At 72.3% G+C, this 26,383-nt stretch carries 23 protein-coding genes and 1 pseudogene; 8 read left to right on the top strand and 16 right to left on the bottom strand.

Going from position 1 to position 26,383, the window contains the following annotated elements; translation table 11 throughout:
• From G6R24_RS00700 to hisD, 7 genes are all read right to left on the bottom strand, one after another.
• Window positions 1-1,686, bottom strand: a 1,686-nt coding sequence (locus tag G6R24_RS00700) for an ATP-binding cassette domain-containing protein (protein WP_338084398.1), incomplete at its 3' end; no start/stop codon positions are given.
• A 248-nt stretch (window positions 1,687-1,934) separates the two neighbouring features.
• Window positions 1,935-2,699 (bottom strand): imidazole glycerol phosphate synthase subunit HisF, encoded by a 765-nt coding sequence (gene hisF / locus G6R24_RS00705; protein WP_163547211.1) that lies wholly within the window; start codon window positions 2,697-2,699, stop codon window positions 1,935-1,937.
• Window positions 2,696-3,493: a bifunctional 1-(5-phosphoribosyl)-5-((5-phosphoribosylamino)methylideneamino)imidazole-4-carboxamide isomerase/phosphoribosylanthranilate isomerase PriA gene (priA, locus tag G6R24_RS00710; protein ID WP_225437931.1), complete on the bottom strand. Its 798-nt coding sequence runs from the start codon at window positions 3,491-3,493 to the stop codon at window positions 2,696-2,698. The genes hisF and priA overlap by 4 nt, the downstream gene beginning before the upstream one ends.
• 89 nt (window positions 3,494-3,582) lie before the next feature.
• Window positions 3,583-4,182 (bottom strand): imidazole glycerol phosphate synthase subunit HisH, encoded by a 600-nt coding sequence (gene hisH / locus G6R24_RS00715; RefSeq protein ID WP_163547262.1) that lies wholly within the window; start codon window positions 4,180-4,182, stop codon window positions 3,583-3,585.
• Window positions 4,183-4,187: 5 nt separating this feature from the next.
• Window positions 4,188-4,775: an imidazoleglycerol-phosphate dehydratase HisB gene (gene hisB, locus G6R24_RS00720; protein ID WP_163547213.1), complete on the bottom strand. Its 588-nt coding sequence runs from the start codon at window positions 4,773-4,775 to the stop codon at window positions 4,188-4,190.
• Between the two features lie 33 nt (window positions 4,776-4,808).
• Complete coding sequence (locus G6R24_RS00725; protein WP_163547215.1) at window positions 4,809-6,035, bottom strand: histidinol-phosphate transaminase; 1,227 nt, start codon at window positions 6,033-6,035, stop codon at window positions 4,809-4,811.
• Window positions 6,032-7,327, bottom strand: a complete 1,296-nt coding sequence (gene hisD, locus G6R24_RS00730) for a histidinol dehydrogenase (protein WP_163547217.1) — start codon at window positions 7,325-7,327, stop codon at window positions 6,032-6,034. Before hisD ends, G6R24_RS00725 begins: the two co-directional genes overlap by 4 nt.
• Window positions 7,328-7,397: 70 nt before the next feature.
• On the opposite strand from hisD, the gene G6R24_RS00735 reads away from it, so the two are divergent.
• The 3 genes from G6R24_RS00735 (at window position 7,398) to G6R24_RS00745 (ending at window position 11,463) form a co-directional block, all read left to right on the top strand.
• The gene (locus tag G6R24_RS00735; protein ID WP_225437933.1) at window positions 7,398-9,410 is read left to right on the top strand and encodes a bis-aminopropyl spermidine synthase family protein; all 2,013 of its coding nucleotides are present in this window, start codon (window positions 7,398-7,400) and stop codon (window positions 9,408-9,410) included.
• 153 nt (window positions 9,411-9,563) lie between these two features.
• Entirely contained in the window at window positions 9,564-10,007 is a 444-nt protein-coding gene (locus tag G6R24_RS00740; protein WP_163547219.1) for a carboxymuconolactone decarboxylase family protein, read from the top strand.
• 268 nt (window positions 10,008-10,275) lie between these two features.
• Window positions 10,276-11,463 (top strand): globin domain-containing protein, encoded by a 1,188-nt coding sequence (locus G6R24_RS00745; RefSeq protein WP_163547221.1) that lies wholly within the window; start codon window positions 10,276-10,278, stop codon window positions 11,461-11,463.
• Between the two features lie 185 nt (window positions 11,464-11,648).
• Here G6R24_RS00745 and G6R24_RS00750 read toward each other — a convergent pair whose 3' ends face one another.
• Entirely contained in the window at window positions 11,649-12,707 is a 1,059-nt protein-coding gene (locus G6R24_RS00750) for an aldo/keto reductase (protein WP_163547223.1), read from the bottom strand.
• Window positions 12,708-12,953: 246 nt separating this feature from the next.
• On the opposite strand from G6R24_RS00750, the gene G6R24_RS00755 reads away from it, so the two are divergent.
• Window positions 12,954-13,655, top strand: coding sequence for a TetR/AcrR family transcriptional regulator (locus G6R24_RS00755; protein ID WP_163547264.1), 702 nt, complete (start codon window positions 12,954-12,956; stop codon window positions 13,653-13,655).
• Window positions 13,656-13,683: 28 nt separating this feature from the next.
• Window positions 13,684-14,397, top strand: coding sequence for a VIT1/CCC1 transporter family protein (locus tag G6R24_RS00760; protein WP_225437936.1), 714 nt, complete (start codon window positions 13,684-13,686; stop codon window positions 14,395-14,397).
• Between the two features lie 29 nt (window positions 14,398-14,426).
• Here the strand turns inward: G6R24_RS00760 and G6R24_RS00765 are convergent, their stop codons facing one another.
• The 3 genes and pseudogenes from G6R24_RS00765 to G6R24_RS00775 all read right to left on the bottom strand — a co-directional run bounded on the left by G6R24_RS00765 (window position 14,427) and on the right by G6R24_RS00775 (window position 17,805).
• Window positions 14,427-16,112: a thiolase C-terminal domain-containing protein gene (locus G6R24_RS00765; protein ID WP_163547225.1), complete on the bottom strand. Its 1,686-nt coding sequence runs from the start codon at window positions 16,110-16,112 to the stop codon at window positions 14,427-14,429.
• Window position 16,113: 1 nt separating this feature from the next.
• Window positions 16,114-17,321, bottom strand: a pseudogene (locus G6R24_RS00770) (thiolase family protein).
• 88 nt (window positions 17,322-17,409) lie between these two features.
• Window positions 17,410-17,805: a Zn-ribbon domain-containing OB-fold protein gene (locus tag G6R24_RS00775; RefSeq protein ID WP_163547227.1), complete on the bottom strand. Its 396-nt coding sequence runs from the start codon at window positions 17,803-17,805 to the stop codon at window positions 17,410-17,412.
• A gap of 447 nt (window positions 17,806-18,252) precedes the next feature.
• Between G6R24_RS00775 and G6R24_RS00780 the strand changes: the two genes are divergently transcribed.
• Together G6R24_RS00780 and G6R24_RS00785 are read left to right on the top strand one after the other, a co-directional pair.
• Window positions 18,253-19,452 carry a cytochrome P450 gene (locus G6R24_RS00780; RefSeq protein WP_163547229.1) on the top strand — a complete coding sequence of 400 codons (1,200 nt, stop codon included), beginning with the start codon at window positions 18,253-18,255 and terminating at the stop codon, window positions 19,450-19,452.
• A 348-nt stretch (window positions 19,453-19,800) separates the two neighbouring features.
• Window positions 19,801-20,487, top strand: coding sequence for a TetR/AcrR family transcriptional regulator (locus G6R24_RS00785; protein ID WP_163547230.1), 687 nt, complete (start codon window positions 19,801-19,803; stop codon window positions 20,485-20,487).
• 38 nt (window positions 20,488-20,525) lie between these two features.
• Here the strand turns inward: G6R24_RS00785 and G6R24_RS00790 are convergent, their stop codons facing one another.
• The 5 genes from G6R24_RS00790 to G6R24_RS00810 all read right to left on the bottom strand — a co-directional run bounded on the left by G6R24_RS00790 (window position 20,526) and on the right by G6R24_RS00810 (window position 24,709).
• Window positions 20,526-21,164 carry a TetR/AcrR family transcriptional regulator gene (locus G6R24_RS00790; protein ID WP_163547232.1) on the bottom strand — a complete coding sequence of 213 codons (639 nt, stop codon included), beginning with the start codon at window positions 21,162-21,164 and terminating at the stop codon, window positions 20,526-20,528.
• Between the two features lie 5 nt (window positions 21,165-21,169).
• Entirely contained in the window at window positions 21,170-21,589 is a 420-nt protein-coding gene (locus G6R24_RS00795; RefSeq protein WP_163547266.1) for a nuclear transport factor 2 family protein, read from the bottom strand.
• 82 nt (window positions 21,590-21,671) lie between these two features.
• Entirely contained in the window at window positions 21,672-22,067 is a 396-nt protein-coding gene (locus tag G6R24_RS00800; protein ID WP_163547233.1) for a nuclear transport factor 2 family protein, read from the bottom strand.
• A gap of 210 nt (window positions 22,068-22,277) precedes the next feature.
• Window positions 22,278-23,561, bottom strand: coding sequence for an acyl-CoA dehydrogenase family protein (locus tag G6R24_RS00805; protein ID WP_163547234.1), 1,284 nt, complete (start codon window positions 23,559-23,561; stop codon window positions 22,278-22,280).
• On the bottom strand, window positions 23,558-24,709 hold the full coding sequence (locus tag G6R24_RS00810) for an acyl-CoA dehydrogenase family protein (protein WP_163547235.1): 1,152 nt from the start codon (window positions 24,707-24,709) through the stop codon (window positions 23,558-23,560). Before G6R24_RS00810 ends, G6R24_RS00805 begins: the two co-directional genes overlap by 4 nt.
• A 440-nt stretch (window positions 24,710-25,149) precedes the next feature.
• Between G6R24_RS00810 and G6R24_RS00815 the strand changes: the two genes are divergently transcribed.
• On the top strand, window positions 25,150-26,364 hold the full coding sequence (locus tag G6R24_RS00815) for a CaiB/BaiF CoA transferase family protein (protein WP_163547236.1): 1,215 nt from the start codon (window positions 25,150-25,152) through the stop codon (window positions 26,362-26,364).
• Window positions 26,365-26,383 lie beyond the last annotated feature (19 nt).

Raw genomic sequence — 26,383 nt, forward strand, 5'->3', positions numbered from 1 at the left:
GTCCAGGTCCAGGTCGACGGTGGGCTCGGCGTCGAGGGCCGCCGCCTGCGCGGCCTGCTCGTAGGCGGTGAGCAGAGCCGCGTAGCGGGGTGAGGTCGCGAGCAGGTGCTCGTGGCTGCCACGGCCGATCACCTGGCCGCCCTCGAGGTGCACCACCTCGTCGGCCAGGGCGATCGTGGAACGGCGTTGGGCGACGACCACCACCGTGGCCGCGCCGGCGCGAGCCCGCAGATCGGCCAGGATCGCGGCGTCGACCCGCGGGTCGACGCTGGCGGTCGCGTCGTCGAGAACGAGCAGGCGGGGCTCGCGCAGCAGGGCACGGGCCAGGCAGATCCGTTGGCGTTGGCCACCGGACAGGCTGGTGCCGCGTTCGCCGACCATGGTGTCGAGGCCAGCCGGGAGCCTGGCGACGAAGCGGTCGGCCTGCGCCCGACGCAGCGCCGTCCACACCGCGTCGTCGGTGGCGGCCAGGCCCAGGGTGATGTTGGCGCGCACGCTGTCGTCGAACAGGAACGCCTGCTGCGCCACGACGGCCACCGCCCGGCTCACCTCGCCGACGGCGAGGTCCCGCAGGTCGATCCCGTCGACTCGGACCTCGCCGTCGTCCGGGTCGACGAGCCGGGCGAGCAGCCCCACCAGGGTCGACTTGCCCGCGCCGGTGCGTCCGGTGATCGCGACGACGCTGCCGGGTGCCACCTCGACACCCACGTCGAGCAGGGTCGGCCGGGCGGCCATGGCGTCGGGGGCGCCAACCGGTACGGGCTCGCCGTCGGGTGCGGAGCGCGGGTAGGTGTAGGTGACCTGGTGCAGGGACAGCGCCGCGGGGCCGGCGGCGCTCAGCGTGCGGGGGCCGTGCTGCTCGTCCGAGCGGGCCTGGGTGACCGCGTCCACCCGCTGGCGGCCGGCGACGGAGCGCGGGAGTTCGCCGAACACCCAGCCGAACACCCAGCCGAACGCGCGCAGCGGGAAGGCCAGCAGCGTGAACAGGTAGGCGACCCGGACGAGCTGCCCCACGTCGATCGCCCCGGTGCGGATGCGCACGGCGCCGACGAGCAGCACGACCAGGATGCCGAGGTTGGGCAGTGCCTCCATCAGCGGGTCGAACATGCCACGTAGCCGACCGGCGCTGATCATCGCGTCCCGGAGCCGTTCGGCCCGGTCGGCGAACCGGGCGGTCTCCTCTTCCTCCCGGCCGAGGGCCTTCACTACGAGAGCGCCGTCGAACGACTCGTGGGCCACCGCGCTCACCTCACCGCGCAGCTGCTGGGCCTGCGCGTACAACGGCGACGCCCGGCGGGCGTACCAGATGTTGAGCAGACCGAAGGTCGGGAAGACCGCGAGTCCGATCAGCGCCAGCACCGGATCGGTGAGCACGAGCAGCACCAGCGCGGCCGCCAGCATCATCAGGGCCCCGAGGGCGAACGGCAACGGCATCAGCGGAGACCACATCGCCTCGACGTCCGCGTTGGCGTTGGACAGCAGAGCGCCGGTCGAATGGCTCTGATGGCCAGGACAACGGCAGCCGCAGGTACTGACGGGTGACCTCATGGCGGTAACGGGCCTGGAGCCGGAACACCACCGCGCCGCCGGCGAGCCGGCGCAGGTACATGCCGAACGCCCGCACGCAGCCGACGGCCACGAACGCCACGCCGACGGCGGCGAGCGCGGACGCGTCCGCGTGGCCATCGTCGATCGCCGGGATCACGACCCGGTCCGTCGCCTCACCGAGGACGAGGGAGCTCGCCACCCCGGTGAGGGTGAACAGGCTGCCGCCGAGGGTCGCCAACGCGAACTGCCGTGGTTCGTGGCGCGCGCCGAGGCGCATCGTCGCCAGGCCACGCGCGATGATCCCCGAACGCCGCCCGCCGCCGGTGCGGTCGCCGGCCCGGTCGTCGGTACAGTCCCCGGGCTCGGATGCGGTCATCGGCGGCCGATCAGCGGACGGGGACGGCGGCGTCCCGCAGAGCGGTCTTCACCTCGCCGATGCGTAGCTGCCCGAAGTGGAACACGCTCGCGGCGAGCACGGCGTCGGCGCCCGCGGCCACCGCCGGGGCGAAATGCGCCAGGTCACCGGCGCCGCCGCTGGCGATCACCGGGACGTCGACCTCGGCCCGCACGGCGGTGAGCATCTCGAGGTCGTAGCCGTCGCGGGTGCCGTCGGCGTCCATGGAGTTCAGCAGGATCTCACCGGAACCGAGTTCGGTGACCCGCGCCGCCCAGGCGACCGCGTCGATGCCGGTGCCGCGCCGTCCGCCGTGCGTGGTGACCTCGAAGCGGGGGCCGTCCGGGTCGGGGCAGCGGCGGGCGTCGATCGAGATCACGATGCACTGGTTGCCGAACCGGTGCGCGCACTCGCGGACCAGTTCCGGACGGGCGACCGCCGCGGTGTTGATGCCGACCTTGTCCGCGCCGGCGCGCAGCAGACGGTCGACGTCCTCGGTGGAACGCACGCCGCCGCCGACGGTGAGCGGGATGAAGACCTGCTCGGCGGTGCGCCGCACGATGTCGTAGGTGGTCGCGCGGTCCCCGGAGGACGCGGTGATGTCGAGGAAGGTCAGTTCGTCGGCGCCTTCGGCGTCGTAGAGCCGGGCCATCTCCACCGGGTCGCCGGCGTCACGCAGATCGGTGAAGTTGACGCCCTTGACGACCCGGCCGCCGTCGACGTCCAGACAGGGAATGACCCGCACGGCGACGCTCACCGGGCCGCCCCGCCGCCGACCGAACCGGCCGCGTTCTGACCCAGGCCGCCCGTGGCCTGGGTGGGGCTGCCGGCGGCGAGGCTCGCGGTGAGGGCCAGCGCCTGCGGCAGGGTGAACGCGCCGGCGTAGAGGGCCTTGCCGATGATGGCGCCCTCGACGCCCGCGATCGCGGCGATCTCGGTGAGGTCCTCGAGCGTGGAGACGCCGCCGCTGGCCACCACCGGACGGTCCGTCGCGGCGGTCACCGAACGCAGCAGTTCGACGTTCGGGCCGGTCAGCGTCCCGTCCCTGCGGACGTCGGTGAGCACGTAACGGGCGCAGCCGTCGGCGTCGAGGCGCGCGAGGACGTCGTAGAGCTCCCCGCCCTCGCGTGTCCAGCCGCGGGCGGCGAGGGTGGTGCCGCGCACGTCCAAGCCGACGGCGATGCGGTCGCCGACCCGGGCGATCGCGCGGCGCACCCAGTCGGGGTTCTCCAGCGCGGCGGTGCCGATGTTCACCCGGGCCGCCCCGGTCGCCAGCGCCGCGTCGAGCGACTCGTCGTCGCGAATGCCGCCGGAGACCTCCACGGCGACGTCCACCGAACGCACGACCTTGGCGATCAGTTCACGGTTGGAACCCCGACCGAACGCGGCGTCCAGGTCGACCAGATGAATCCACTCGGCGCCGTCCCGCTGCCAGGTGAGTGCCGCCTCCAACGGGTCACCATAGGACGTCTCGGAACCGGCCTCGCCCTGGACGAGACGCACGGCGAGACCGTCGGCCACATCGACGGCGGGCAGCAGAGTCAGAGCCATGCCGACACCCTACGGGCTGCCCGACCTGGACGGATCGGTCAGCGGGCCGCCGGTTGTCCGGGCTGTGGGAGCGCAACTCCGACCGGACGTCAGGTCAGGGTGGCGAGCCAGTTGGTGAGCAGGTGGGCGCCGGCGTCGCCGGACTTCTCCGGATGGAACTGGGTGGCGGCCAGCGCGCCGCGTTCGACGGCGGCGGCGAACGGTTCGCCGTGCTCGCCGACGGTGTCGCCGGCGGACGGGTCGGCCTTCGCCGCGTACGAGTGGACGAAGTAGAACCGGGTGTCACCCGCAAGCCCCGCGAACAGGACCGAGTCGGCCGGCGGGCGCACCGTGTTCCAGCCCATGTGCGGCAGGATCGGCGCGGCCAGGCGGCGCACCTCGCCGGCCAGCACTCCGATACCCGGCGTCCGCACGCCGTGCTCCTCGCCGAGTTCGTACAGCACCTGCATGCCGACGCAGATGCCGAGCACCGGGCGTCCGGCGGCGACCCGCGCGCGCACGACCTCGCCGGCTCCGAGCGCGTCGATCCCGGCCATGCACGCCGCGTAGGCGCCGACCCCGGGGACGACCAGACCGTCGGCGTCGCGGGCGGCGGCGAGATCGGCGGTCACGGTGACGTCCGCGCCGACCCGGACTAGGGCCCGCTCGGCCGAACGCAGGTTGCCCGACCCGTAGTCGAGCACGACCACCCGGCTCACAGCACGCCCTTGGTGGACGGGATGCCGGCGACCCGGGCGTCGAGTGCGACCGCGTCGCGCAGGGCCCGGGCGACCGCCTTGAACTGGGCCTCGACCACATGGTGGGCGTTGCGCCCGGACAGCACCCGCACGTGCAGGGCGATCCGGGCCGAGCTGGTGATCGACTCGAAGATGTGCCGGGTGAGGGTCGTGTCGTAGGTGCCGATCAGACCGACGAGGTCCGGTTCGACGTGCACGCAGTACGGCCGGCCGGACAGGTCGACGACGGCCTGGGCGAGCGCCTCGTCCAACGGGACGGTGGCATCGCCGAACCGGCGGATGCCGACCTTGTCGCCGAGGGCCTCGCGCAGCGCCGTGCCGAACGCGATCGAGGTGTCCTCGACCGTGTGGTGGGCGTCGATGTGCAGGTCACCGCGGGTGCGCACGTTCAGGTCGAAGCCGGCGTGCTTGCCGATCTGGGACAGCATGTGGTCGTAGAACGGCACACCGGTGTCGACGGTGGCCACTCCCGTGCCGTCGAGGTCGAGCTCGACGAGGACGTCCGACTCCAGGGTCTTGCGGGCGATACGAGCGGTGCGGGCCATCGGGACTGTCCTCGGTGTCTTTCGCGAAGGTTCTCAGCGGGAGGCGAGCGTGATCAGACCGGTCTCGTCGGTGCGCGCGTCGACGAGCACCTGGGAGAGCGCGGCGAGGAAGGCGTCGATCTCGCCGGGCAGGCCGGCGGTGACCCGCAGCCAGCCGTCGGGGCCGACGTCGCGCACGAGCACTCCGCGTTCCAGCAGGCGACGCCAGACGTTCTGCTCGTCGGCGAACCGGCCGAAGTACACGAAGTTGGCGTCGCTGGGGGCCAGCGCCAGGCCGAGGCCGGGCAGTTCCCGCACGATCCGGTCCCGCTGCGCCTTGACCGCCTCGACCGTGCTGAGCAGCTCGTCGGCGTGGGCGAGCGCGGTGCGCGCCACCGCCTGGGTGAAGGTCGACAGGTGGTAGGGCAGCCGGACCAGCGCCAGCGCGTCGACGACGGCGGGATGGGCGGCGAGGTAGCCGACCCGCGCGCCGGCGAGCGCGAACGCCTTGCTCATCGTGCGGGTGACCACCAGCCGCGGGTTGGCCGGCAGCAGGGTGACGGCGCTGGGCACCCCGGCGCGGCGGAACTCCGCGTACGCCTCGTCGACGACGACGATCCCGCTGCCAACAGCCGCCATCGCCGCGGCGGCGGCGGTGATGACCTCCGGTGGCAGCGCGGTGCCGGTCGGGTTGTTCGGCGAGCACAGGAACACCAGCGCCGGGCGGTGCCGTTCGATCGCGGCCGTCACCTGCTCGGCGGACAGTGTGAAGTCGTCCGCGCGCTGCTCGGCGACCCATTCGGTGGCGGTGGCCAGCGCGATCAGCCGGTGCATCGAGTAGGACGGTTCGAACCCGATGGCGATCCGGCCCGGGCCGCCGAACGCCTGGCACAGCTGCTGCAGGATCTCGTTGGACCCGTTGGCCGCCCACACCTGGGCGGTGTGCACACCGAAGCCGGCGTCGGAGGTCAGGTAGTAGGCGAGGTCGGCGCGCAACGCCTCGGCGTCGCGGTCCGGGTAGCGGTTCGCCTCGGTCGCGGCCAGGGTCGCGGCCTTGCCGAGCGCGTCCACCAGCCCGATCGACGGCGGATGCGGATTCTCGTTGGTGTTCAGGCGCACCGGGACGTCGAGCTGCGGGGCGCCGTACGGGGACATCCCGCGCAGGCTGTCGCGCAGGGGCAGCTCGTCGAGCCCCAGGGGCTGCCAGGGCCGGTCGTCGGAGGCCGAACCGGCCTCGGCGAAGCCGGCGAACGACGGCTGGCCGGTCGTCGACGGGGTCATCGGAATCGAACCTCCACGGCGTCACGGTGTGCGGTGAGGTCCTCGGCTCCGGCGAGTGCGCCGAGACGCCCGGAGACGGCGTGCAGCGCGTCCCGGGTGCTCTCGACGATGTGGACCTGCCGCTGGAAGGTGGCGACGGACAGGCCCCCGGAGTGGCGCGCGGTCGCGCCGGTGGGCAGGACGTGGTTGGAGCCGGCCAGGTAGTCACCGAGCGGCACCGGGGCGTACGCCCCGACGAACACCGCCCCGGCGTGGCGGACCCGGGCGGCCACCGCGGCGGCGTCCGCGGTCTGGATCTCCAGGTGCTCGGCGGCCCAGCCGTCGGCGACGGCGAGCCCGGCGTCGAGGTCGGCGACGAGCGCGATCGCCCCCTGGCCGGCGAGGGCCTGCTCGACCCGCTCGCGGTGACGGGTGGCGGGCACCCGCTTGCCGAGTTCGACGTCGACGGCGTCGGCGAGCTCCGCCGACGTGGTGACGAGCAGGCAGGCGGCCATCGGGTCGTGTTCGGCCTGGGCGATCAGGTCGGCGGCGACGTGCGCCGGGTCGGCCGTGTCGTCGGCGAGGATCGCGACCTCGGTCGGACCGGCCTCCGCGTCCACCCCGACGACGCCGCGCACCAGCCGCTTGGCCGCCGTCACGTAGACGTTGCCCGGCCCGGTGATCACATCGACCGGCGGGCAGCTCTCGGTGCCGTAGGCGGCCATCGCGATCGCCTGGGCGCCGCCGGCGGCGTACACCTCGTCGATACCGAGCAGCGCGCACGCGCCGAGGACGACCGGATGCGGCAGGCCGCCGTTGTCCTTCCGCGGCGGGGAGAACACCGCGAGCGAGCTCACCCCGGCCTCCTGGGCGGGGACGACGTTCATGACGACGCTGCTCGGGTAGGCGACCCGCCCGCCCGGCACGTACAGCCCGACCCGTTCGACCGGCACCCAGCGCTCGGTCACCGCGAGGCCCGGGGCGACGTCCACGGTCACCGGTGCGCGCCGCTGCGCCCCATGGACCAGCCGGCAGCGCCGGATCGCCTCGGCCAGCGCGTCGCGCACCTCCGGATCGAGGCGTTCGGCGGCGGCCGCCAGCTGCGCGGCGGACACCCGCAGCTGGGGGGGACGGACCCCGTCGAACCGCTCGGCCGCGTCGAGAACAGCGGCGTCACCACGGTCACGGACGTCCGCGCATACCGGCCGCACGGCCTCGACGGCGACGTCCACGTCGAGGGCGGCGCGGGGCAGCAGACGCCGCACCTGCGCCCCGGTGAGGGTCGAGCCACGCAGATCCAGCCTTCTGAGCACCTCCCGAGGGTAGCCGCCGAACCCGCGACCGGTGAAATCACGTACCGGCGTGGGGTGACACGCTGGGACGGTGACCGATCCCCAGCCATCCGCCGCCCCAGCGCACACCGCCCCACCGCACGCCACGCCACCGCAGGTCGCCCGGCCGGACGCCGCGCCGCTGGAGGCCGCGACGTCCGATTCGCCGGTGGCCGGGGCGACATCCGACCAGCCGGCGGCCGCGGCGGCGGGTGAGTCGCTGGCGACGTTGCTGCACGGCTACGGGGTGCACGCGCTGGCGCCGCGCCGGGTGGTGGCGGCGCTGACCGAGCAGCCCCAGACGCTGCGTGGGCTGGTGCAGGGCTCCGGGCTGCCCCGCCGCTCGGTGGAGATCATCCTGCGGACACTCGACGGGGACCTGCACACCGCCGCCGACGGCCGGCTGGTGCTGCGCGCCCCGACGGTCGACCGCTACCGCTCCCTGATCCGCTACGCGGAACTGCGTTCGTCCGCCCCTGTGGACCCGCTGGCCGCCGAGGTCCGCCGGCACAGCGCCCTGATCACCACCATGCACGGCCTGATCGCGGCCGCCCCCCGCCCCCGCGCCGACCTGGACCATGTCCCGGCCACCGCGGCGACGGTCGTGCGCCGGGCGGTCTGGCTGGCCACGCACTACGACCTGCGCGAGGCCGAGCTGCTCTGCGTCGGCGACCACGATCTCACCTCGCTGGCCCTGCTCCTGCTCGCCGCCCGCGCCAGCCGATCCGCCCACGGGACGGACAGCCCGTCGTCCGCCGGGACGGACGGCCGAGCACCGGGTGGGACGGCTGGTGGGTTGCGGGTCACCGTGGTCGACATCGACGAGGAGTTGCTGGCGTTCCTCGACCGTTCCGCGCACGCACACGGGGTGGCCCTGCGCTGCCTGTACGCGGACCTGCGCCTTGGCCTGCCGCCGTCGGTCGCCGGCCACGCCGACCTGGTGTTCACCGACCCGCCGTACACCCCGTCCGGTGTGTCGCTGTTCGCCGCCCGGGGCGCGCAGGGCCTCGCCGACCGGGAGCGCGGCCGGGTCCTCGTCGCCTACGGCTACAGCGAGCGGACGCCCGCGCTCGGTGCCCGGGTCCAGAAGGCCCTGCTGGACCAGGGGTTCGCCTTCGAGGCGATCTGGCCGGGTTTCCACATCTACGACGGTGCCGAAGCGGTGGGCGCCCGCGCCGACATGTACAGCTGCCAACCGACCGCCGCCACCTGGAAACGCCTCGACCGCTCGGATCGCTCGGGTGGCTCGGGTGGCGAGTGGGAGTCCGGTGGCTCGTCCACACCGCCGCGTTCCATCTACACCCGGGGGCGGCACGCCGAGGAGAGCCAGGCCGACGAGCTGGCCGCCGGCGCCATCACCGCGGCCCAGCGGTTCCTCGCGGCCGTGCCCGGTCGGGGCGTGTTCGTCGGCGATCGGCCGCTGCCCCAGGCCGCCGCGCACACCCGACTGCCCACCGTGCTCGATCGCGGCCTGCCGCCGTCCACCACCGGCCCGTCCGGCGGGGACACCCGCAGCGTGGTGGTCGACCTGACCGACGATCCCGGTCCGTGGCTGCTGCGGCTGCTGCTGGCCGCCAACGCCGACCGGCTCGCCGTCCTGGTCGACGCCGACCATCCTGACCTGCGCTCCGGGCAGCCCTTCGACCTCGTCCGGGCCAAGTGGACGCGCACACCCGAACACGACGAGACCCCCACCGGCGCCGGACGAACCCGGCTGCTGTCCCTCACCGCGACCGACCAGACCGCCGGGGCCGCACCGGAACGTCTCACCCGCTGGCTGCTGGAGCGCGCCCACGGCCGTCTCGGCAACGTCTGGCGCGACGGTCTGATCCGTGTCTCCCGCGACCAGCCCGGTGCGCCGCTGGCCCAGCGGGCGGCTCTGACCACGGTCCACGCGGCCCTGACCACCGGCCGCGAGGGCGGCCGGGACGCCGGCGCCGACGCGACCGTTATCCCCGCGGATCCGCTCACCGCCCGCCTGATCGACCTGCCCCGGCACACCCTCGCGGACGTGCTGGACGCCGCGTCCACCAGCGTCGGTCTCCTGCCCACCGCCACCGCGTAGGCGGGTAGGCCTGTCACATGTCGGCTGGCAGGCCCGTCCATCTGGGTGGAGGGTCGCCGCGAGGGCGGCTCCCGGGAGCGCCACGGGAGGCGCTCCCGCCGGCCGGGCCCTGCCGCGGCCGGCCCGGAGACGTTCGACCGAAGGAGGCGCACGATGACACAGCGGATGAACATCGCCGAGGTGGCACCGGAGGGGTACAAGGCGGTCCTGGGGCTGGAGGCCTACGTCCGGCGGCATGTGGACGCGACCGTGCTGGAGCTGGTGAAGCTGCGCGCGTCGGTGCTCAACGGCTGCGCGTTCTGCGTGGACATGCACAGCCGGGACGCCCTGGCCGCCGGTGAGTCCGCCCGGCGGCTGTTCGCGGTCGCCGCCTGGCATGACGCGCCGTTCTTCGACGAGCGGGAACGGGCCGCGCTGGCGCTGACCGACGAGGTGACCCGGCTCAGCCCGGACGGTGTCAGCGACGACACCTGGGCGGCTGTCACCAAGCACTGGTCGGAGGAGGAGACCGCCAACCTGATCCTCGCCATCGTCACGATCAACGCCTGGAACCGCATCGCCATCCCGACCCGCGCCCAACCGCCCCTGGACGTCTGATCCCGTCCGGCGCGGCGCCGCCCCTCGACGCCGTGACGCCGTGACGCCGGCACCCGCGAGCACCGGCACCTGCGAGCGCGGGCAAGGTCACCGATGGGTGGTTGACCGGCGGGGTCAGCCGGGGTGCGGGTCCGTGAACGTGCAGGTGGCGGCGATGGGACCGCCCGTGCGAGCGAGCAGGTGCGGCCAGGCGGGGGCAGGGGCGATCGGGCGTCACTACGGTGAAGCGGTTTGCTACTACGACGTGTAGAAGCGGAGCTGAGGCCGGATGAGCGCCGTCCCGACGGAACAGTCCGCCGCGGTCCTGCGGGCGACGGCCGGCGTGGTCGCCGAGCATGCCGAACAGATCAGCGCCGTGTTCTACCGGCGACTGCTCTCGACGCATCCGCGGGTCGCGCCGATGTTCTCCCGCAGCGGTCAGGCCAGCGGCGCCCAGCAGCGGGCGCTGGCCGCCGCACTAGTCGCCTTCACGGAACACCTGCTCGGCGAGCCGCGAAGCCCGTTCGACGCGGTGGTGCGCCGCATCGCGCATCGGCACGCCTCTCTGGGTGTCGCGCCGGAGCAGTACCCGCTGGTGGGACGGCAGTTGCTGGCCGCGGTCGCCGAGGTGCTCGGGGACGCGGTCACACCGCGGGTCCATGACGCCTGGGATGAGGCCTACTGGCTGTTCGCCACGGCGCTCGTCGCCGAGGAGGCACGTGCCTACCAGCGGATGGGCACCGATCCGGCGCGGCCGTGGCGACCCTGGCGGGTCACGGCCCGTACGGTCGCGGCCCCGGAGGTGGTGTCCTTCGACCTGCTGCCGACCGGGCTCGACCCACTGCCGACCTTCCGACCCGGCCAGTACGTGACGGTCGCGGTGGACCTGCCCGACGGTGGCCGCCAGGCCCGCCCCTACAGCCTGTCGCGGGCACCGGGTTCGGGCAGTCTGCGGATCACCGTGCGCCGGGTACCCGCGGTCGGCACCGCCCCGCAGGGTGTCGTCTCCGCCTATCTGCACGAGCAGGTCAAGGTCGGCGACGTGCTGGACGTCAGCCCGCCGGCCGGCGACGTGACACTGACCCCCGGCACCGACCCGCTCGTGCTGGTCAGCGCCGGTATCGGCATCACACCGATGATCGCGATGATGGGTCACACCGCTCGGCTGCGCCCGCAGCGCACGGTGGTCGCGGCGCACGCCGACCGCTCCCCCGAGCACCATCCGCTGCGGGCGGAGATGCTGGAGATCGGCGCCCTGCTGCGGGACTTCCAGCTGCACACCCGTTACGAACCGCACAGCCCGGTCCAGATCGACGTCGACGCCCTGCCGCTGCCCGAGGGCGCCCGCGTCTACCTGTGCGGCCCGCTGCCGTTCATGCGGGACGTCCGCGCCGGCCTGCTGCGCCGCGGCCTGTCCCCCGACCACATCCGCTACGAGATCTTCGGCCCCGACCCGTGGGCGGGCAACCCGACCTGAGCGCCCGCCGAGGCCACCGCGACCTCGCAGGCACGGGGCAGCCGGTTCATCGCCGCACCGCGTCGCCGACGACCGCACCGTCGATGGCCGCGGCGAACAGCGCCGGCCTACGGCCGACCGCGGCGTAGACGGTCTCCACCGACACTCCGGCCACCCCGGGGATCTCCCGAACCCCGGCGCCGACCTCAGGCGACCGGGAGGTAGGTGCGGAAGGACCTCGCGGCCTCGGCACCACCGAGCGTGACCGGATGCTGGGAGGCGGAGACGGTGTGGGGCTGGCCGAGGTCGACGCGGCTGACCTCCTCGAGTCGTTGGTACTGCTTGTCCTCCAAGTGCACCTCGAGGGCGGCCAGGTAGTCGTCGAGCTGGGCGACCGAACGCGGGCCGATGATCGGGACGAGCGCGGTCGACGAGCGCGCGGCCCGCTCCCGGACCCAGGCCGTGGCGACCTGCGCCGGCGGGACGGCGAGCTCCGCGGCGACGGCGAGCACGGCGTCGACCACCGCGGTCTTGCGGGGCTCGTCCTCGGTGTGGATCACGCGGCCGAGGTCGGTGAGGCGCCCGGCGTTGCTGGTGCGGTACTTGCCGGTGAGCAGGCCGCCGCCCAGCGGTGACCACAGCGCCGCACCCAGGCCCAGCGCCTCGGCCATCGGCAGGACCTCACGGTCGGCGCTGCGTTCCACCAGGCTGTACTCGAACTGCACGGCCGTGACGGGAGCCAGGCCGCGCAGGTCGGCCAGGGTGGCCGCGCGGGCGGTACGCCAGGCCGGGAAGTTCGACAGGCCCGCATAGAGGATCTTGCCGGAACGGACCAGATCATCGAGGCCGCGCATGATCTCCTCCACCGGCGTCACCGGGTCGGGAAAATGCACCCACAGCAGGTCGAGATAGTCGGTGCCGAGCCGGGTGAGGCTGCCCTCGACCGCACCGATCAGCGCACGCCGCCCGTTGCCGGTGGCGAGCACGCCGGCATCGGGCGCACGGCCCACGCCGAACTTGGTGGCCAGGGTGAAGTGCGCCCGCTGGCCGGTGAGCAGATGCCCGAGGATCTGTTCGGACTCGCCGAACTGATAGCTCTCGGCGGTATCGAGAAACGTGCCACCCGCCTCGGCGAAGCGCTCGAGGATGCGCCGGGCCTCCTCCGGCTCGGCGCCGGCACCCCACCCGGTGCCGAAGTTCGCGGCGCCGAGCGCCAGCTCGCTGACCCGCAGGCCCGTGGCCCGGCCGAACGTCGTGTGCTTCATCGCTACCTCCCGACAGCAGCCGGCGGCGCCAGCCGGCGCCATCCAGCGCAGTAGAACGATCGGTTTACCTCGAGGACGACTTCACCGTAACACCGGGCTGGACGCGAGTACAACGGTCGGTCTACTTTCGATGTCATGCCCACCGACGAGGTCGCCCCCCTGCCGGTTCCCGCCGCCGGCCGGCCGGCGGCGCTCCGGTCCGGCGGTTCCGCGGAACCCCGGGGTTCCGCGGAACCGCCGGTGGACATGCAGGCGGTGAAGGTCCTGGCGCCGTCGTCGGCCACGGCGGCTGGCGTCGTCCGCGGTGGCGAACGGCGCGGTGGCGAACGGCGCGGTGGGCGTGGCGCGCGGGAGCGCATCCTGCGGGCGGCGGAGCAGCTGTTCTACGCCGAGGGCATCAACACCACCGGTATGGAGCGCCTCACCGAGGTCGCCCAGGTGTCGAAACGGACCTTCTACCAGCACTTCCCCAGCAAGAACGCGCTGGTGGAGGAGTATCTGCGCCGGCTCGACACCCAGACCGTCCCCCGGGAACGCGTCCTGCGCCGCGAGGATCTCCCGCCCCGCGCCCGGCTGATCACTCTCTTCTGCGAGGACCCGGTCGGCGGGGCGGCTGGCGAGTCGGGCGGCGAACCAGACGATCGGGATGGGGCCCGCCGCGTCCGGGCCCGTGGGTGCCCGTTCCACAACGCGGCGGTGGAGCTGGCGGGCACGGTACCGGCCGTCGAGAAGGCCGTGCTGGACCACAAGGAGGGCTTCACCCAGCTGCTGATCGACACCGCCCGCGCGGCCGGTGCCACCGACCCCACCTCGCTCGGGCGCCAGCTCACCGTGCTGTTCGAGGGTGCGACCGCCCTGTCGACCACCCTGAACGACGCGGCTCCGATGGCCGACGCCCGATCGGTCGCCCTTGTCCTGTTGGAGGCGGCCCTCGGAACCGAGGCATAGCGGTGCCGGCCATGCTGTAATGGCGGGCGTGGCGGCACCGGGGATCAGAACACGCCACCGGGAACGGCACGGCGCCGGGCGAGCCGGTTGGCTGCGGGCAGCCGTGCTCGGGGCGAACGACGGGCTGGTGTCGACGTCGAGCCTGATGGTCGGCGTCGCCGCGAGTGGCGCGTCCAGCGGGGCGCTGCTCACCGCGGGCCTGGCCGGGCTCACCGCCGGGGCACTGTCGATGGCGGCTGGCGAGTACGTGTCGGTCAGCGCCCAGGCCGACGTCGAGCGGGCCGACCTGGTGGCGGAGCGGGCCGAGCTGACCAACAGCCCCCGCGCGGAGCTCCACGAACTCGCCGGCATCTACGAACGCCGGGGCCTGCCCCCGGAACTGGCGCAGCAGGTCGCCGCGACGCTGACCGAGCGGGACGCGCTCGGTGCGCATCTGCGTGACGAACTCGGCCACAACGAGCAGAACCAGGCCCGCCCGCTGCAGGCGTGCGCCGCCTCGGCGAGCAGCTTCGCCGCCGGCGCGCTGGTGCCCTTCCTGGGCATGGCCGCACCCTCCGGATCCGCACGCATCGCGCTGATCGTCGCGGCCACCGTGGTCGGGCTGGCGGTCGCCGGGGCGCTCGGGGCGCGTACCGCCGGCACACCGCTGGCCCGTCCCACCCTGCGGGTCGTGGTCGGCGGCTGCGTGGCGATGGCGGTGACAGCGCTCGTCGGCGCCCTGGTCAACACCACTGGCGTCTGACTCCGAGCGTGCCCGGACGGCCGCCCGGGTCAGGCGTCCCGGGTGAGCAGGAAGGCGCCGCCGGGGGCGCCGCCGCCGGTGGAGACGACCGCGACCTCGGCGCCGGTGACCTGACGTTCCCCGGCCACACCACGCAGCTGGGTGATCGCCTCGTGCAGGAAGCCGAACCCGTGCAGGCGTCCGGCGGAGAGCTGGCCGCCGTGCGGGTTCAGCGGCAGGGAGCCGCCGAGACCGATCGTCGTACCGTCACCGATGAAGTCGCTGGCCTCACCGAAGCCGCAGAAGCCGAGCGCCTCGAGCCACGACAGGCAGTTGAACGAGAAACCGTCGTAGAGCAAAGCGACATCCACGTCGGACGGCGTGAGGTCGGTGCGGGTCCACAGGTGCGCGGCGGGGCCGAGCACCATCGGTTCGTGGGTGAGGGTGCCCTGGTCCCAGGACGGACGCTCGGCGATCTGGGTGCCGACGGCGTTGATCCGCACGACGCCGTTCGGGGCGTCGGCGGCGGTCTCCGCGGCGGAGACGATGACGGCGACCGAGCCGTCGCAGGGCACGTCACAGTCGTACAGACCGAACGGGGTCGAGATCATCCGGGCGGCGAAGTAGTCGTCCAGGGTCAGCGGGTCGCGGTAGACCGCGTACGGGTTGCGGGCGGCGCCGGCCCGGGCGTTCACCGCGATCCGGCCGAGCACCTCCCGGTCCGCCTTGTACCGGTGCAGGTACTGGGAGGCGGCCAGGCCGATCCAGGTGCCGGCGGAGGCGGCGCCGTAGGGCAGCCGCCACTGGATGTCCCCCTCGAGCCGGCCACCGCCGCCGCCGACCAGGCCACGGCGCTGGTAGTCGGTGTAGGTCGCCTCCCAGACGGTGCGCACGCACAGGACGTGCCGGCACAGCCCGGCGGCGACGGCGAGCATCGCGGCGACGATCGCCCCCGACTGGCCGGGCTGGTCGAGCCCGCCGTGGAACCAGGTCGGACGCACCCCGAGGGCTTCCTCCAGTGCCGCGACGCCACCCTCGGACATCCCGGCGCCCAGCGGACCCGGGTAGGTGGCGATGCCGTCGATGTCGTCGCGGGTGAGCCCGGCGTCGGCGATCGCGGCGAGGCTCGACTCGACCGCGAGGCTCACCGGTGTGCGCCCGAGTCGCCGCCCGACCGCGGAGATCCCCAGGCCCGACAGCACGCTGCGCCGCTCGAACCGCTCGTCGCTGACCGGCGCTCGCGGGACGACCCGGGCCTCGCGGACCAGGCCGGGCCGGTCCGGCTCGCCGGACGGGCGGAACACCGGCACCCACACGTCGTCCTGGTGGTCGAACACGACGGTGACCGCCAAGCCCACCCGGGCCACCGTCGCGATCTCGGCCGGATCGTCCACCAGCAGGTTGGACGTGAGCCGCACGCCCGGGGCGTCGTCGAGCTCGACGACGACCACGATGTAGGGCGGGGCGATCCCCGGCAGCCACATCTGGTGGTTCACGCTGACGGCGACGACGACACCCGCCGGGCCGACGGGAGCGTAGGTGAGCTCGGCACCCGGGCAGTCCGGGCAGACCGATTCGCCGGGATGGCGAAACCGCGCGCAGGTGCCGCAGCGGGGCAGCCGCAGCTCACCGTCCGCGCCGGCTGTCCAGAACGGTGCGACCTGCGGTAGCAGGGCGGGAAGGGGCCGGGTCAAGCCGGTGCTCACGACCGGGGCGGCCTGCGTGGAACCAGTCATCTCAGACAGCCGCCTTCTCCAGGATGTGCACGCCACAGGCGCTGCCGAGGCCGATGACGTGGGCGAGCCCGACGCGGGCGCCCTCGATCTGGCGGGGACCGGCCTCGCCCCGCAGATGGGTGGCGACCTCCCAGATGTTCGCGATACCGGTCGCGGACACCGGGTGGCCCTTGGATTCCAGTCCGCCGGAGACGTTCACCGGGGTGCTGCCGTCGCGCCAGGTGGCCCCCGAGTTGAAGAAGTCCACCGCGCCGCCGGGCGGGCACAGCCGCAGGTTGTCGTAGTGGACGAGTTCGGCGGTGGCGAAGCAGTCGTGCAGCTCGACGAGGTCCAGGTCGTCGGGGCCGACGCCGGCCTGCTCGTAGGCCTGGTTCGCGGCGGCCCGGGTGAGTGTGTTGACGTCGGGCAGCACCTGGCAGGCCTCCTGCCAGGGATCGCTGGTCAGCACCGAGGCGCTGATCTTGACGGCCCGGCGCTGCTGCTCGAGCGAGAGGGTGCGCAGCTTCGACTCGCTGACCACGACCGCCGCGGCGCCACCGTCACAGTTGGCCGAGCACATCGGCCGCGTGTTCGGGTAGGCGACCATGACCTCACCTCGTTCATGATCTGCTCGAGGCTGAACCGCTTCTGGTAGGACGCCAGCGGGTTCAACGTCGAGTGGGCATGGTTCTTCTCCGAGATCCGCGCGAACAGCTCGAAGTCGGCGCCACCGTACCGGTGGCCGTACTCCATGCCGATCTGCGCGAACACGCCGGGCATCGTCTCGGTGCCGATCCGCCCGTCGATCGGGGCGACCGCGCCGAACCGACCCTGCGGCGACCAGGTGTCCCCCTGCTGCTGGGCGGTTCCGCCGGCGAGCAGCCCCGCCCCGGACAGCTTCTCGACGCCGACCGCGAGGCCCACGTCGGTCTCGCCGGCCCGAATCGCCATGATCGCCACGCGCAGGGCGGTGGCCCCGGTGGCGCAGGCGTTGGCCACGTTGAACACCGGGATGCCGGTCTGCCCGATCTGCTTCTGCAGCTGCTGGCCGAAGCTCGCCGCGGCCCGCATCAGGTTGCCCGCCGCCAGCACACCCACGTCGCGCATGTGCAGGCCCGCATCGCTGAGCGCGCCGCGGGCCGCCTGCGCTCCCAGGTCCACGGTGTCAAGATCCGGGTGCTTGCCGAACTTCGTCATGTGGATGCCGAGGATCCACACGTTCTCCGCCATCGCCCTCTCCCGTCCCCACTGTTCCCACGCCGTCCGATGCCGCGAGCCCCCGGTGCGACCAGCTCCGGCCTGATCAGTCCCGGTGCCGTCAGCCGGCCGGTTCGAAACCGAACCCGACCGCTTCCGTGCCAGCGGCGTCCGTACCGAGCGGAACCGTCGTCAGCCGCAGCTTCATCCCGACCCGAACATGCTCCGGATCTGCCGACACGTTCACCACGTTGGCTCGCACGGACGTCCCGCCGCAGTCGACCACCCCGGCCACGAACGGCACCGGGATCCCCGGTGCCGCGTACGAGACGATCGTGAAGGCTCGAAGTTCACCCTCCGTCGGCACGTCGACGGTGTGGAACGTGTCCGCCTCGCAGGCGGCGCAGGCGTTGCGGCGGTCGAAGTAGCGGGCGCCGCATGCGGTGCACTCGTGCGCCGTGAGATGCGGTTGTCCGGTCAGGACGAGATAGTCGACGAGCGGGACGGGATCGCTCACGGGCCCTCCCTGCAGAGGCGGTGGAATCGGGGCGTGGCCGACATCTGGCGACGGGAACAGCAGACCATCGCGGCCCCCGAACGGCCAGGAAGCCGGGTCAGCCACGCATCCCGGGCAGGTGCACACTAGCGCACCGTCCACGTCGGCGCCGGTGTTGCCGGCCCTCATGATCCACAGGACGGAGAGGTCGCAGGACACCGGAAGCTGGACGGAGTATAGTTTCCTTAATGATCAGTTAAGCCGGTCTGTCACCGCAGCGCCGACCGTCCGACCAGGTCGTTTGTCGGCGACGGTGGGCTCGCGAGCCGGCAACTGTGACCTTTCCGCGCACAGATGGGCACGTCAGGTATTCGTGAGGATATCTGCCCGTGTCGCCGGACCTGGTCCAGCGCGATCCGGGCCACGCCGTGCACAGGCGCCATACCGGAAGTCCCAAGGAGCTCGCGCATGTCGGTGACCAGCCCCAGTGATGTCTACTACGACCCGTACGATTCCGAGATCGACACCGATCCGTACCCGGTGTGGAAGCGGATGCGGGACGAGGCGCCGCTTTACTACAACGAGAAGCACGACTTCTGGGCGCTCACCCGGTACGAGGACGTGGAGCCCGCGCTCGGCGACTGGAACACCTACCGTTCCGGCGAGGGAACGGTGCTGGAGTTCGTCAAGCAGGGCATCACCTTTCCCCCCGGCGCGATCCTCTTCGAGGACCCGCCGATTCACGACCTGCACCGCAAGCTCCTCATCCGGGTGTTCTCGCCGCGGGCGATGAACGCGCTCGAGGACAAGGTCCGCGGGTACTGCGCGCACACGCTCGATCCCCTCATCGGCGCCGACCGCTTCGACTTCATCGAGGATCTCGGCGCCCAGATGCCGATGCGGACCATCGGCTACCTGCTCGGTATTCCCGAGGAGGACCAGGTGGCGCTGCGCGACCAGATCGACGAGGGCCTGCGACTCAACGCCGACGGCTCGCTCAGCGAGTATCAACGTTCCGGGGACTTCAGCCCCGAGTCGTTCGGCGACTACGTCGACTGGCGGGCCAAGCACCCCTCGGACGACCTGATGACCCAGCTGCTCAACGCCGAGTTCGAGGACGAGAACGGCAAGGTGCGCAAGCTGACCCGGGAGCAGGTCGTCACCGTCGCCTTCCTGCTGGCCGGCGCCGGCAACGAGACCACCACCCGGCTGATCGGCTGGACCGGCAAGGTCCTCGGGGAGAACCCCGACCAGCTGCGCGAGCTGGCCGCGGACCGGTCGCTCATCCCGAACGCCATCGAGGAGCTGCTGCGCTACGAGGCGCCGAGCCCCGTGCAGGCCCGCAAACTGTCCCGCGACGTGACCCACCACGGTCAGACCGTCGAAGCCGGCCAGATCATGCTGCTGCTCAACGCCTCGGCGAACCGCGACGAGCGGCGTTTCCCCGATGCCGACCGGTTCGACATCCACCGCAGCGCGCGCCACCTCAGCTTCGGCTACGGCATCCACCACTGCCTGGGTGCCGCGCTCGCCCGTCTCGAGGGACGGGTCGCGCTCGACGAGGTTCTCAAGCGCTTCCCGAGCTGGGAGGTCGACTGGGACAACGCCGTTCAGGCCCGCACCTCGACCGTGCGCGGCTGGGAGAAGCTGCCGGTCTTCATCCGGTAGCGCACACCCGCCGGCACCGACAGGTCGCCCGCTCGCCACGACGGCCCGCTCCCCTCCGGAGCGGGCCGTTTGTCGTCCACGCGACGACGTAGTGGTGGCGACGACGTAGTGGTGGCTCTGTGTCATTCACCTGGCAAAAGGCCAGGAAGATGACCGACAATGAGTCGGACGACCAGGCAGCCGGCAGGCCATGGCCGACCACCAGGTGTCGGGTGTCACAGCGGCGACACCGGCCAGCAGCCCGACACCGGTACACCATGTCCCCGGACGACGTCCAGCGGGAGAACCCGCGCCGGAGAACATGGCGTGCGCCGGCCCAGCGGTGATACAGCGCCCGAGAGGACCAAGGTGCCCGAACGTACTGATCGCGGAGCCGCCCTGCCCAACGCGTCCCGCGCCCGGCGCGACGTCGGCGAGCTGAGCAAGCGCCGCGGCACCGGCCGCACCCGGCGTGGGCGGCAGACCCGCGGCCAGCTGGTCGACGCGGCCCGCACGGTCTTCGAACGCGACGGTTTCCTGCATGCCCGGGTCGCCGACATCTGCGATCTGGCCGGGCTCTCGCACGGCTCCTTCTACACGTACTTCCACTCGAAGGAGGAGGTCTTCCGGGAGGTCGTCGACTCGGTCGAACTCGATCTGCTCACCCCGGAACCGGTACCGGCAGGCACCGACGCGATCGCCCGCATCCGCGCGGCGAACCGCCACTACCTCGAGACCTACGCCGCCAACGCCAAGATCATGCGCGTGATCCAGCAGGTGTCCACCTTCGACGCGGACGTGCGGCGAATTCGGGTGCAGCGCCACGACGAGTTCGCTCTGGCCATCGAGCGGCGGACCCGATCCCTGCAGGCCGCCGAACTGGCCGACCAGCGGGTCGACGCCGCCTATGCCGCGCAGGCCCTCGGCGGCATGGTCGCCTACTTCGCCGAGCTGCTGTTCAACTCGGAGAACACCGTCGGATTCGACCTGGATGCCTCCGTCGACCAGCTCACCCTGCTGTGGCGCAACGCCCTGGGTATCAGCGCCGACGAGTGACCGCCCGGCCTCGGTTGATCCGCGGCCGCCGTCAGCTGTCAACGCACCGCATCAGGAATGTTGCGGGCGCCGACGATTACCAGCGCGGCACGTTGTCGAAGGACGACCGAGAGCTGGTCCGAGCCATCCTCCGACCACTGCCAGATGGCATCGATGGTGATCGCCTTCAACATGGTCGCCAGCGCCGTGATGCTGACCCGTTCGGGTAGCTGACCCGCTTCGAGAGCCGGTTGCAGAAGTGCGAGAAAAGCCTGCTCCAGCCCGAACGACTCGCCTTCGATCGCGGATCCCCGCGGCATGCTCATCTGAGCGTCCAGAATCCGGCGCAACGCCGCCCGCGGCACCCGTTGCACCCGGCGGCCGAGCCGGTTCATCATCCGGTCGACCGCGGCGTCCAGCTCCCGCCCGGCAGCGATCTCCGCGAGGGCATCCTCGTAGACCACCCCGGCCGTAATCCAGCCGGTGTGCAGGAGGATGTCCTCCTTACGCGCAAAATGCAGATAGAAGGTCGCCTTGGAGATGCCGGCCCGGGTCGCGATCTCCTCGGCCGTCGTTCGCTCGAAGCCGTTTTCATAGCCGCGCTGCGCCCACAGCTCCAACGCGGCCCGCAGAATCGCACGCCGGGTGTCTCGGGAACGTTCCTGGGCAAGCTGTGAACGCTTGGGAACCGCCCCCATCCGCGTCAGCGCGCGGGTCGGTCGGACAGCCCGTCCGCCGTGATGAACTGGCACCGGCACGAGCGGATACGCCAGCCGTCCGGGGTGCGCACAAGTTCGTCGGTGTAGACCGCGTTGCGGGGAACACCATCAGTGCGGTCGATGAACAACAGGTTGCGGGTGGTGCGGGCGGTGTCCGCGCCGAGTATCTCGATCACCGGCGGGCCGCCGAGGTGCAGGCCGCCGGGGGCGGCCGTCGCCATCCGGCGCAGACCAGCATGGCCGTCGAAGGTCCGCCCGTACACGTGGTAGACGGCGTCGGGAGTGAACAGGGCGACCCAGCCTTCGGCGTCGTCCAGGTCGAGGGCCAGGCAGTAGCGGGCCAGCAGCTGGCTGATCGCCACCTGGTCGGCCGGGCCGGGTAGCCGGGCCTCCGCACCGGACAGCGGCGACCTGGAGCCGTCGAGACCGGGTTCCGATGGGGTGGAAGCCGATGGGGTGGAGGATGCAACGGTCACGGCGAACTCCTCAGGACCTGCTGGCGAGCACGGCGTCGCGGCGGGCGATCCGCCAGCGGTTTCCGTCCCGGCTCAGGGTGTCGGTGTACCGACCGATCAGACGTGGCTCGGGTGCGGGGCTGCCGAGGCCGAAGTACAGAAAGTCCGAGACGGCCACGGCGCCGTCGCCGTCGATCTCCACGAGGGTGTTGACGGTGACGTGCCGGCCACGCTGCTCCGCCGTGCCCTGCGACTTCTCGAAGAACGCGGCGAGTGCGGCCGTGCCCTGGTGCTCCGCGCCGAAGGCGAACACGGCGTCGGGGGTGAACAGCGCGAGCAGTTCGTCCAGCTTCCCGTCGTCGAGCAGGTGGCAGTAACGGACCAGGGTGTCACGGATGGCGAGCTCGTCGGCCACGGCGTCGGACATGTCTTCTCCTCACGATCCCCCGCGGGCAGAGGTGCCCCGCAGCTGCGGATGCGCCCGGCGCCAGCCGGCTCCGGCACGAGGCCGGCCCGGGCCGGTCGCCGCAGCGCGCCGACGGCGGAGATCCCGCCCGGCGCAGGGCGACCGGCCCGAGATCGGCCTGGCTTTTCCTTGTTCGTTCTACCGGTCCCGGGCTACCGGCGTGGCACGGTTCTACCGACGCGCCCCGGACGAACCACCGGACGGCGCGGTGCGCACCTCCCGATAGGGGACGTTTCGGTCAAGTGCCAGTTCCCGGGGCATGCCAAGGACCCGCTCGCTGATGACGTTGCGGGCGATCTCCGTGGTGCCACCGCCGATCGAACCGGCCTGGCGCAGCAGGTAGCGCATGCCGAGATCGCCGAGCACGTCGTCGTCGACGTCACCGGCGATCGCGCTCTGCCCGGCGAGCTCGAAGGCGATCGTCGCCAGCTGCGCTCCGGCCACCCCGTGCATGAGCCGGCCGACCGCGGCGAGCTGGTCGGAGCCCTTGCCCGACAGGATCAGGGCGTGCAGCCGGCGGTCCAGCTCACTCGTCGCGATCTGCAGGGCGTAGGCCCGACCGATGTCCTCGCGGGCCGCCGGGTCGTCGACCCGCCCCGCGCTTTCCAGCAGGGTGAGCAGGTTGCCGGCCGGGTCGCCCTGGGCGGAGCCATAGGCGTTGGAACCGGTCGGGTGCAGCGCGTACGGCGAGGAGCTGAACGACCGCTCGTGCAGCAGCCAGCGGGTGCCCACCGTCCAGCCGTCGTCGATGCCGCCGATGCGGTCGCTGTCGGGCACCCGGACGTCGGTGAGGTACTCCTGGCAGAACTCGTTGCTGCCGTCGAGCATCTCGATGCGGGAGATCTCGATGCCGGCCTGGTGGATCGGCACCATGAACACCGTGAGCCCGCGGTGCTTGGGCACGTCCCAGTTGGTGCGGGCCAGGCACAGGCCCCAGTCGGACCACCAGGCACCGGTCGTCCAGATCTTGGAGCCGTTGAGCAGCCAGTCGTCGCCGTCGCGGGTCGCGCTGAGCTTGGCGCCGGCGACGTCCGAACCCGAACCCGGCTCGGACAGGAACTGCATCCACAGTTCCTCGCCGCGCAGGATCTTCGGCAGGTGGGTGCGCTTCTGCTCCTCGGTACCGAACTCGAGGATGACCGTCGCGCACGGCGTCATGTTCGGGACCTGCAGCCGCTCGGGGAAGGAGTAGCCGGCGAGCTCCTGGTCGAAGGCCTCGGCGTACTCGCGGGCCAGGCCCTGGCCGCCGTACTCCTTCGGGAAACAGATCCCGGCGAACCCGCCGTCGAACAGCAGCCGCTGGATACGCCGTTCCTCGGCGACCTCGGCGAGCTCCTCGTCGTCCGGGCGGACGAACGACCGGCCACGGTGGTCAGGGCCGATCCGCGGAACGTTCTCCGCGAGCCACGCGCGGGCCCGCGCCCGGAAGTCCTCGACAGATTCGATCTCGCTCACGCCTCGACCTTTCGCGCGCCCTTGCGGGCTTCCAACAGGGTGGTGATCCGCAGGCGGTGCTCCCGCGCGGTACCCAGCAGGGCGCTGCCGATGACCACGCGCCGCAGGTACAGGTGCAGGTCGTGCTCGTAGGTGACGCCGATGCCGCCGTGCAGCTGGACGCAGTCCTGGAGCAGCTCGGGGCCGTACTCGGCCAGGTAGGACTTGGCGACGCTGACCAGCTCACCGGCCTGCGGGTCGCCGTTCTGCACGGCGACGGCGGCCGCGTCCGCGAGGGCGTGCGAGGTCTCCAGCCACAGCTTCTGGTCGGCGACCCGGTGCTTGAGCGCCTGGTAGGACGCCAGCGGCCGGCCGAAGGAGTACCGGTCGGCCAGCCAGCCCAGCGTCAGCTCGAAGGCGCGGTCCATCGCGCCCACCATCTCGGCGGTCTGGATGACCAGCGCCGCCTGCAGCTGGAGCTCGACGTCGGCCGCCGCCGCACCCGCGACACCCACCAGCGCGGTGGCGGGCAGGCGCACGTCGCGCAGCGCCACCCGGGCGTACCGGCGCGACACGTCGATCGTGCGCTGCGCGGTGATGGTGACGCCAGGGGTGTCGGTCGGCACCAGCAGCTGGGTCAGGCCGTCCCCGGTGCGGGCGGTGACCAGCAGGTAGGTGGCCTGCGCCGCGTGCTCCACGGCGACCTTGTCGCCCGAGAGCACCCACTGCCCGTCGGATTCGACGGCGCTCGCCGCCACCTCACCGAGGCCGCCGTGCGGCACCGGTTCCGCATACGCCCAGGCCCCGACGGCCGTGCCGGAGACGAGCTGCTCCAGCTCCGACTCGAACGCCACGCCATCGGCCCGCGACAGCGCCCCGGCGACGATGTTCGTTCCCAGCAGCGGGCCTGGAGACGCCTGGCGGCCGAACTCGTAGGCGACCAGGGCCAGGTCCCGCAGGCCCTCACCGCTGACGCTGCCGCCGCCATGCTCCTCGGCGACCAGCAGCGCCGCCCAGCCCAGCTCCGCGCCGGTCGTCCAGTACTCCGACTCGTAGCCCTCGGGACGGTTGCGCAACCCGCGCAGAACGTCGCTGGGCACGCTGTCCTGCAGGTACTTGCGGGTAGTGCCGACCAGGAGTTCCTGGTCGGCACTCAGTCCCACCTTCATCAATGCCTCCGCCTCGCCGGGCTCCGGCGCCGCCGGCCCGGTTCGCCCGCTGTCAACCCGTCCGGTACGGCGATCCCGAACTCTGGCGACGTACGCAGAACAGCAGCTCGGAGGATCCCTCCAGCAGGGGCGACGGCGCGCCTGTACGGTCACAGTAGACCGGTAGTCTGGACTCGGTCCACATTTGCGGTGATCATCCGAAGGGACCGGTTCGCAACGCGTTGCCGGTCGTATCCCCCGCCGCTAGGGTCAACAAATATCGAGATCAATATAGATAGTTCCACCGGCGAGCCGCCACCTGAGCGGGCCGCGTGGTCCGGTGCCGATCCACCCGGATCCAGCCCCCACGGTCCATCCCGGACCGCGCACCCCACCCATGATTTCCATCCACCTGCGCAGCGTGTCACCGGCAGCAGCGCATCCACCGGCCGGAGGTCGGCATGACGGCAGTGATGAAGGGCGTCCGCATCCTCGAGGTCGCCGAGCACACGTTCGTACCGGCAGCCTCGGCGCTGCTCGCCGACTGGGGTGCGGAGGTCATCAAGATCGAGCACGTCGAGCGCGGGGACGCGATGCGCGGCCTCGCGCAGACCGGCGTCGCGATGGTCGGCGGCCCGGTACACGTGCTCCTCGAGCACTCCAACCGGCACAAGAAGAGCCTGGCGCTCGACCTGAAGACGGACGAGGGTCTGGAGATCCTCTACAAGCTGGCGGCGACCAGCGACGTGTTCCTGACGAACAAGCTGCCGAGCGTGCGGGCGAAACTCAAGATCGACGTCGAGGACATCCGCGCCCACAACCCCGCCATCATCTACGCCCGCGGCACCGGCCAGGGCGAGCGCGGGCCGGACGCCGACCGCGGCTCGTACGACTTCCTCTCCTTCTGGGCGCGTTCCGGCATCGGCAGCGCCATGACGACCAGCGACAGCGAGCGGACCTCGTTCCCCCCCGGCCCCGGTTTCGGCGACTCGATCGGCGGCCTGACCATCGCCGGCGGCATCATGGGCGCGCTGTTCCACCGGGAGCGCACCGGCGAGGCGACCGTGCTGGACGTGTCGCTGCTCGGCGTCGGCATGTGGGCGCAGGGCCAGGCCATCGCCATCTCCCAGCAGCACAAGATCCCGCTGCACCAGTCGACCACCGGGCGCACCAACAACCCGCTCGTCGGGATCTACCAGACCGCCGACGGCCGTTCCCTGGTCTTCTCCTGCCTGCAGGCGGCGCGGTACTGGGCGGAGTTCTGCCAGCTCATCGGCCGCCCCGAGCTCGCCACCGACCCGCGCTTCGTCGACCATGCGGCGCTCAGCGCGAACGCCAACGCCGCGGCCGACGAAGTCACCGCTGTCCTCGCCGCGGCCCCGCTCGCCGAGTGGCGCACGAAGCTCGCCACCTTCAGCGGGCAGTGGGCCGTCGCGCAGACCACCCTCGAGATCGGCGAGGATCCGCAGGCCCTGGAGAACAACTACCTCCAGGACGTCGTCTCCGCGAACGGCACCGCGTTCAAACTGGTCGGCGCGCCGATCCAGTACGACAGTGAGCCGCCGGTGGCCGGGCGCGCTCCCGAGCTCAACGAGCACGGGGACGGCCTGCTGCAGGCCCTGGGCCTCGACTGGGACACGATCATCAACCTGAAGATCAAGGGCGTCGTGGCCTGAGCCAGGTCCCCCTGCCGAT

This window comes from Candidatus Frankia nodulisporulans (assembly GCF_902806475.1).
In the GTDB taxonomy this organism is placed as follows: Bacteria; Actinomycetota; Actinomycetes; order Frankiales; family Frankiaceae; genus Frankia; species Frankia umida.

What these genes read in the sequence shown, in the direction of transcription:
- G6R24_RS00800 (WP_163547233.1), bottom strand. Translation starts at nt 22,067, where the DNA reads ATGTCCGACGCCGTGGCCGACGAGCTCGCCATCCGTGACACCCTGGTC.
- G6R24_RS00815 (WP_163547236.1), top strand. Translation starts at nt 25,150, where the DNA reads ATGACGGCAGTGATGAAGGGCGTCCGCATCCTCGAGGTCGCCGAGCAC.
- G6R24_RS00810 (WP_163547235.1), bottom strand. Translation starts at nt 24,709, where the DNA reads ATGAAGGTGGGACTGAGTGCCGACCAGGAACTCCTGGTCGGCACTACC.
- priA (WP_225437931.1), bottom strand. Translation starts at nt 3,493, where the DNA reads ATGGCTCTGACTCTGCTGCCCGCCGTCGATGTGGCCGACGGTCTCGCC.
- G6R24_RS00745 (WP_163547221.1), top strand. Translation starts at nt 10,276, where the DNA reads ATGAGCGCCGTCCCGACGGAACAGTCCGCCGCGGTCCTGCGGGCGACG.
- hisB (WP_163547213.1), bottom strand. Translation starts at nt 4,775, where the DNA reads ATGGCCCGCACCGCTCGTATCGCCCGCAAGACCCTGGAGTCGGACGTC.
- G6R24_RS00725 (WP_163547215.1), bottom strand. Translation starts at nt 6,035, where the DNA reads ATGACCCCGTCGACGACCGGCCAGCCGTCGTTCGCCGGCTTCGCCGAG.
- G6R24_RS00790 (WP_163547232.1), bottom strand. Translation starts at nt 21,164, where the DNA reads ATGGGGGCGGTTCCCAAGCGTTCACAGCTTGCCCAGGAACGTTCCCGA.
- G6R24_RS00740 (WP_163547219.1), top strand. Translation starts at nt 9,564, where the DNA reads ATGACACAGCGGATGAACATCGCCGAGGTGGCACCGGAGGGGTACAAG.
- G6R24_RS00750 (WP_163547223.1), bottom strand. Translation starts at nt 12,707, where the DNA reads ATGAAGCACACGACGTTCGGCCGGGCCACGGGCCTGCGGGTCAGCGAG.
- G6R24_RS00765 (WP_163547225.1), bottom strand. Translation starts at nt 16,112, where the DNA reads ATGACTGGTTCCACGCAGGCCGCCCCGGTCGTGAGCACCGGCTTGACC.
- G6R24_RS00755 (WP_163547264.1), top strand. Translation starts at nt 12,954, where the DNA reads ATGCAGGCGGTGAAGGTCCTGGCGCCGTCGTCGGCCACGGCGGCTGGC.
- G6R24_RS00780 (WP_163547229.1), top strand. Translation starts at nt 18,253, where the DNA reads ATGTCGGTGACCAGCCCCAGTGATGTCTACTACGACCCGTACGATTCC.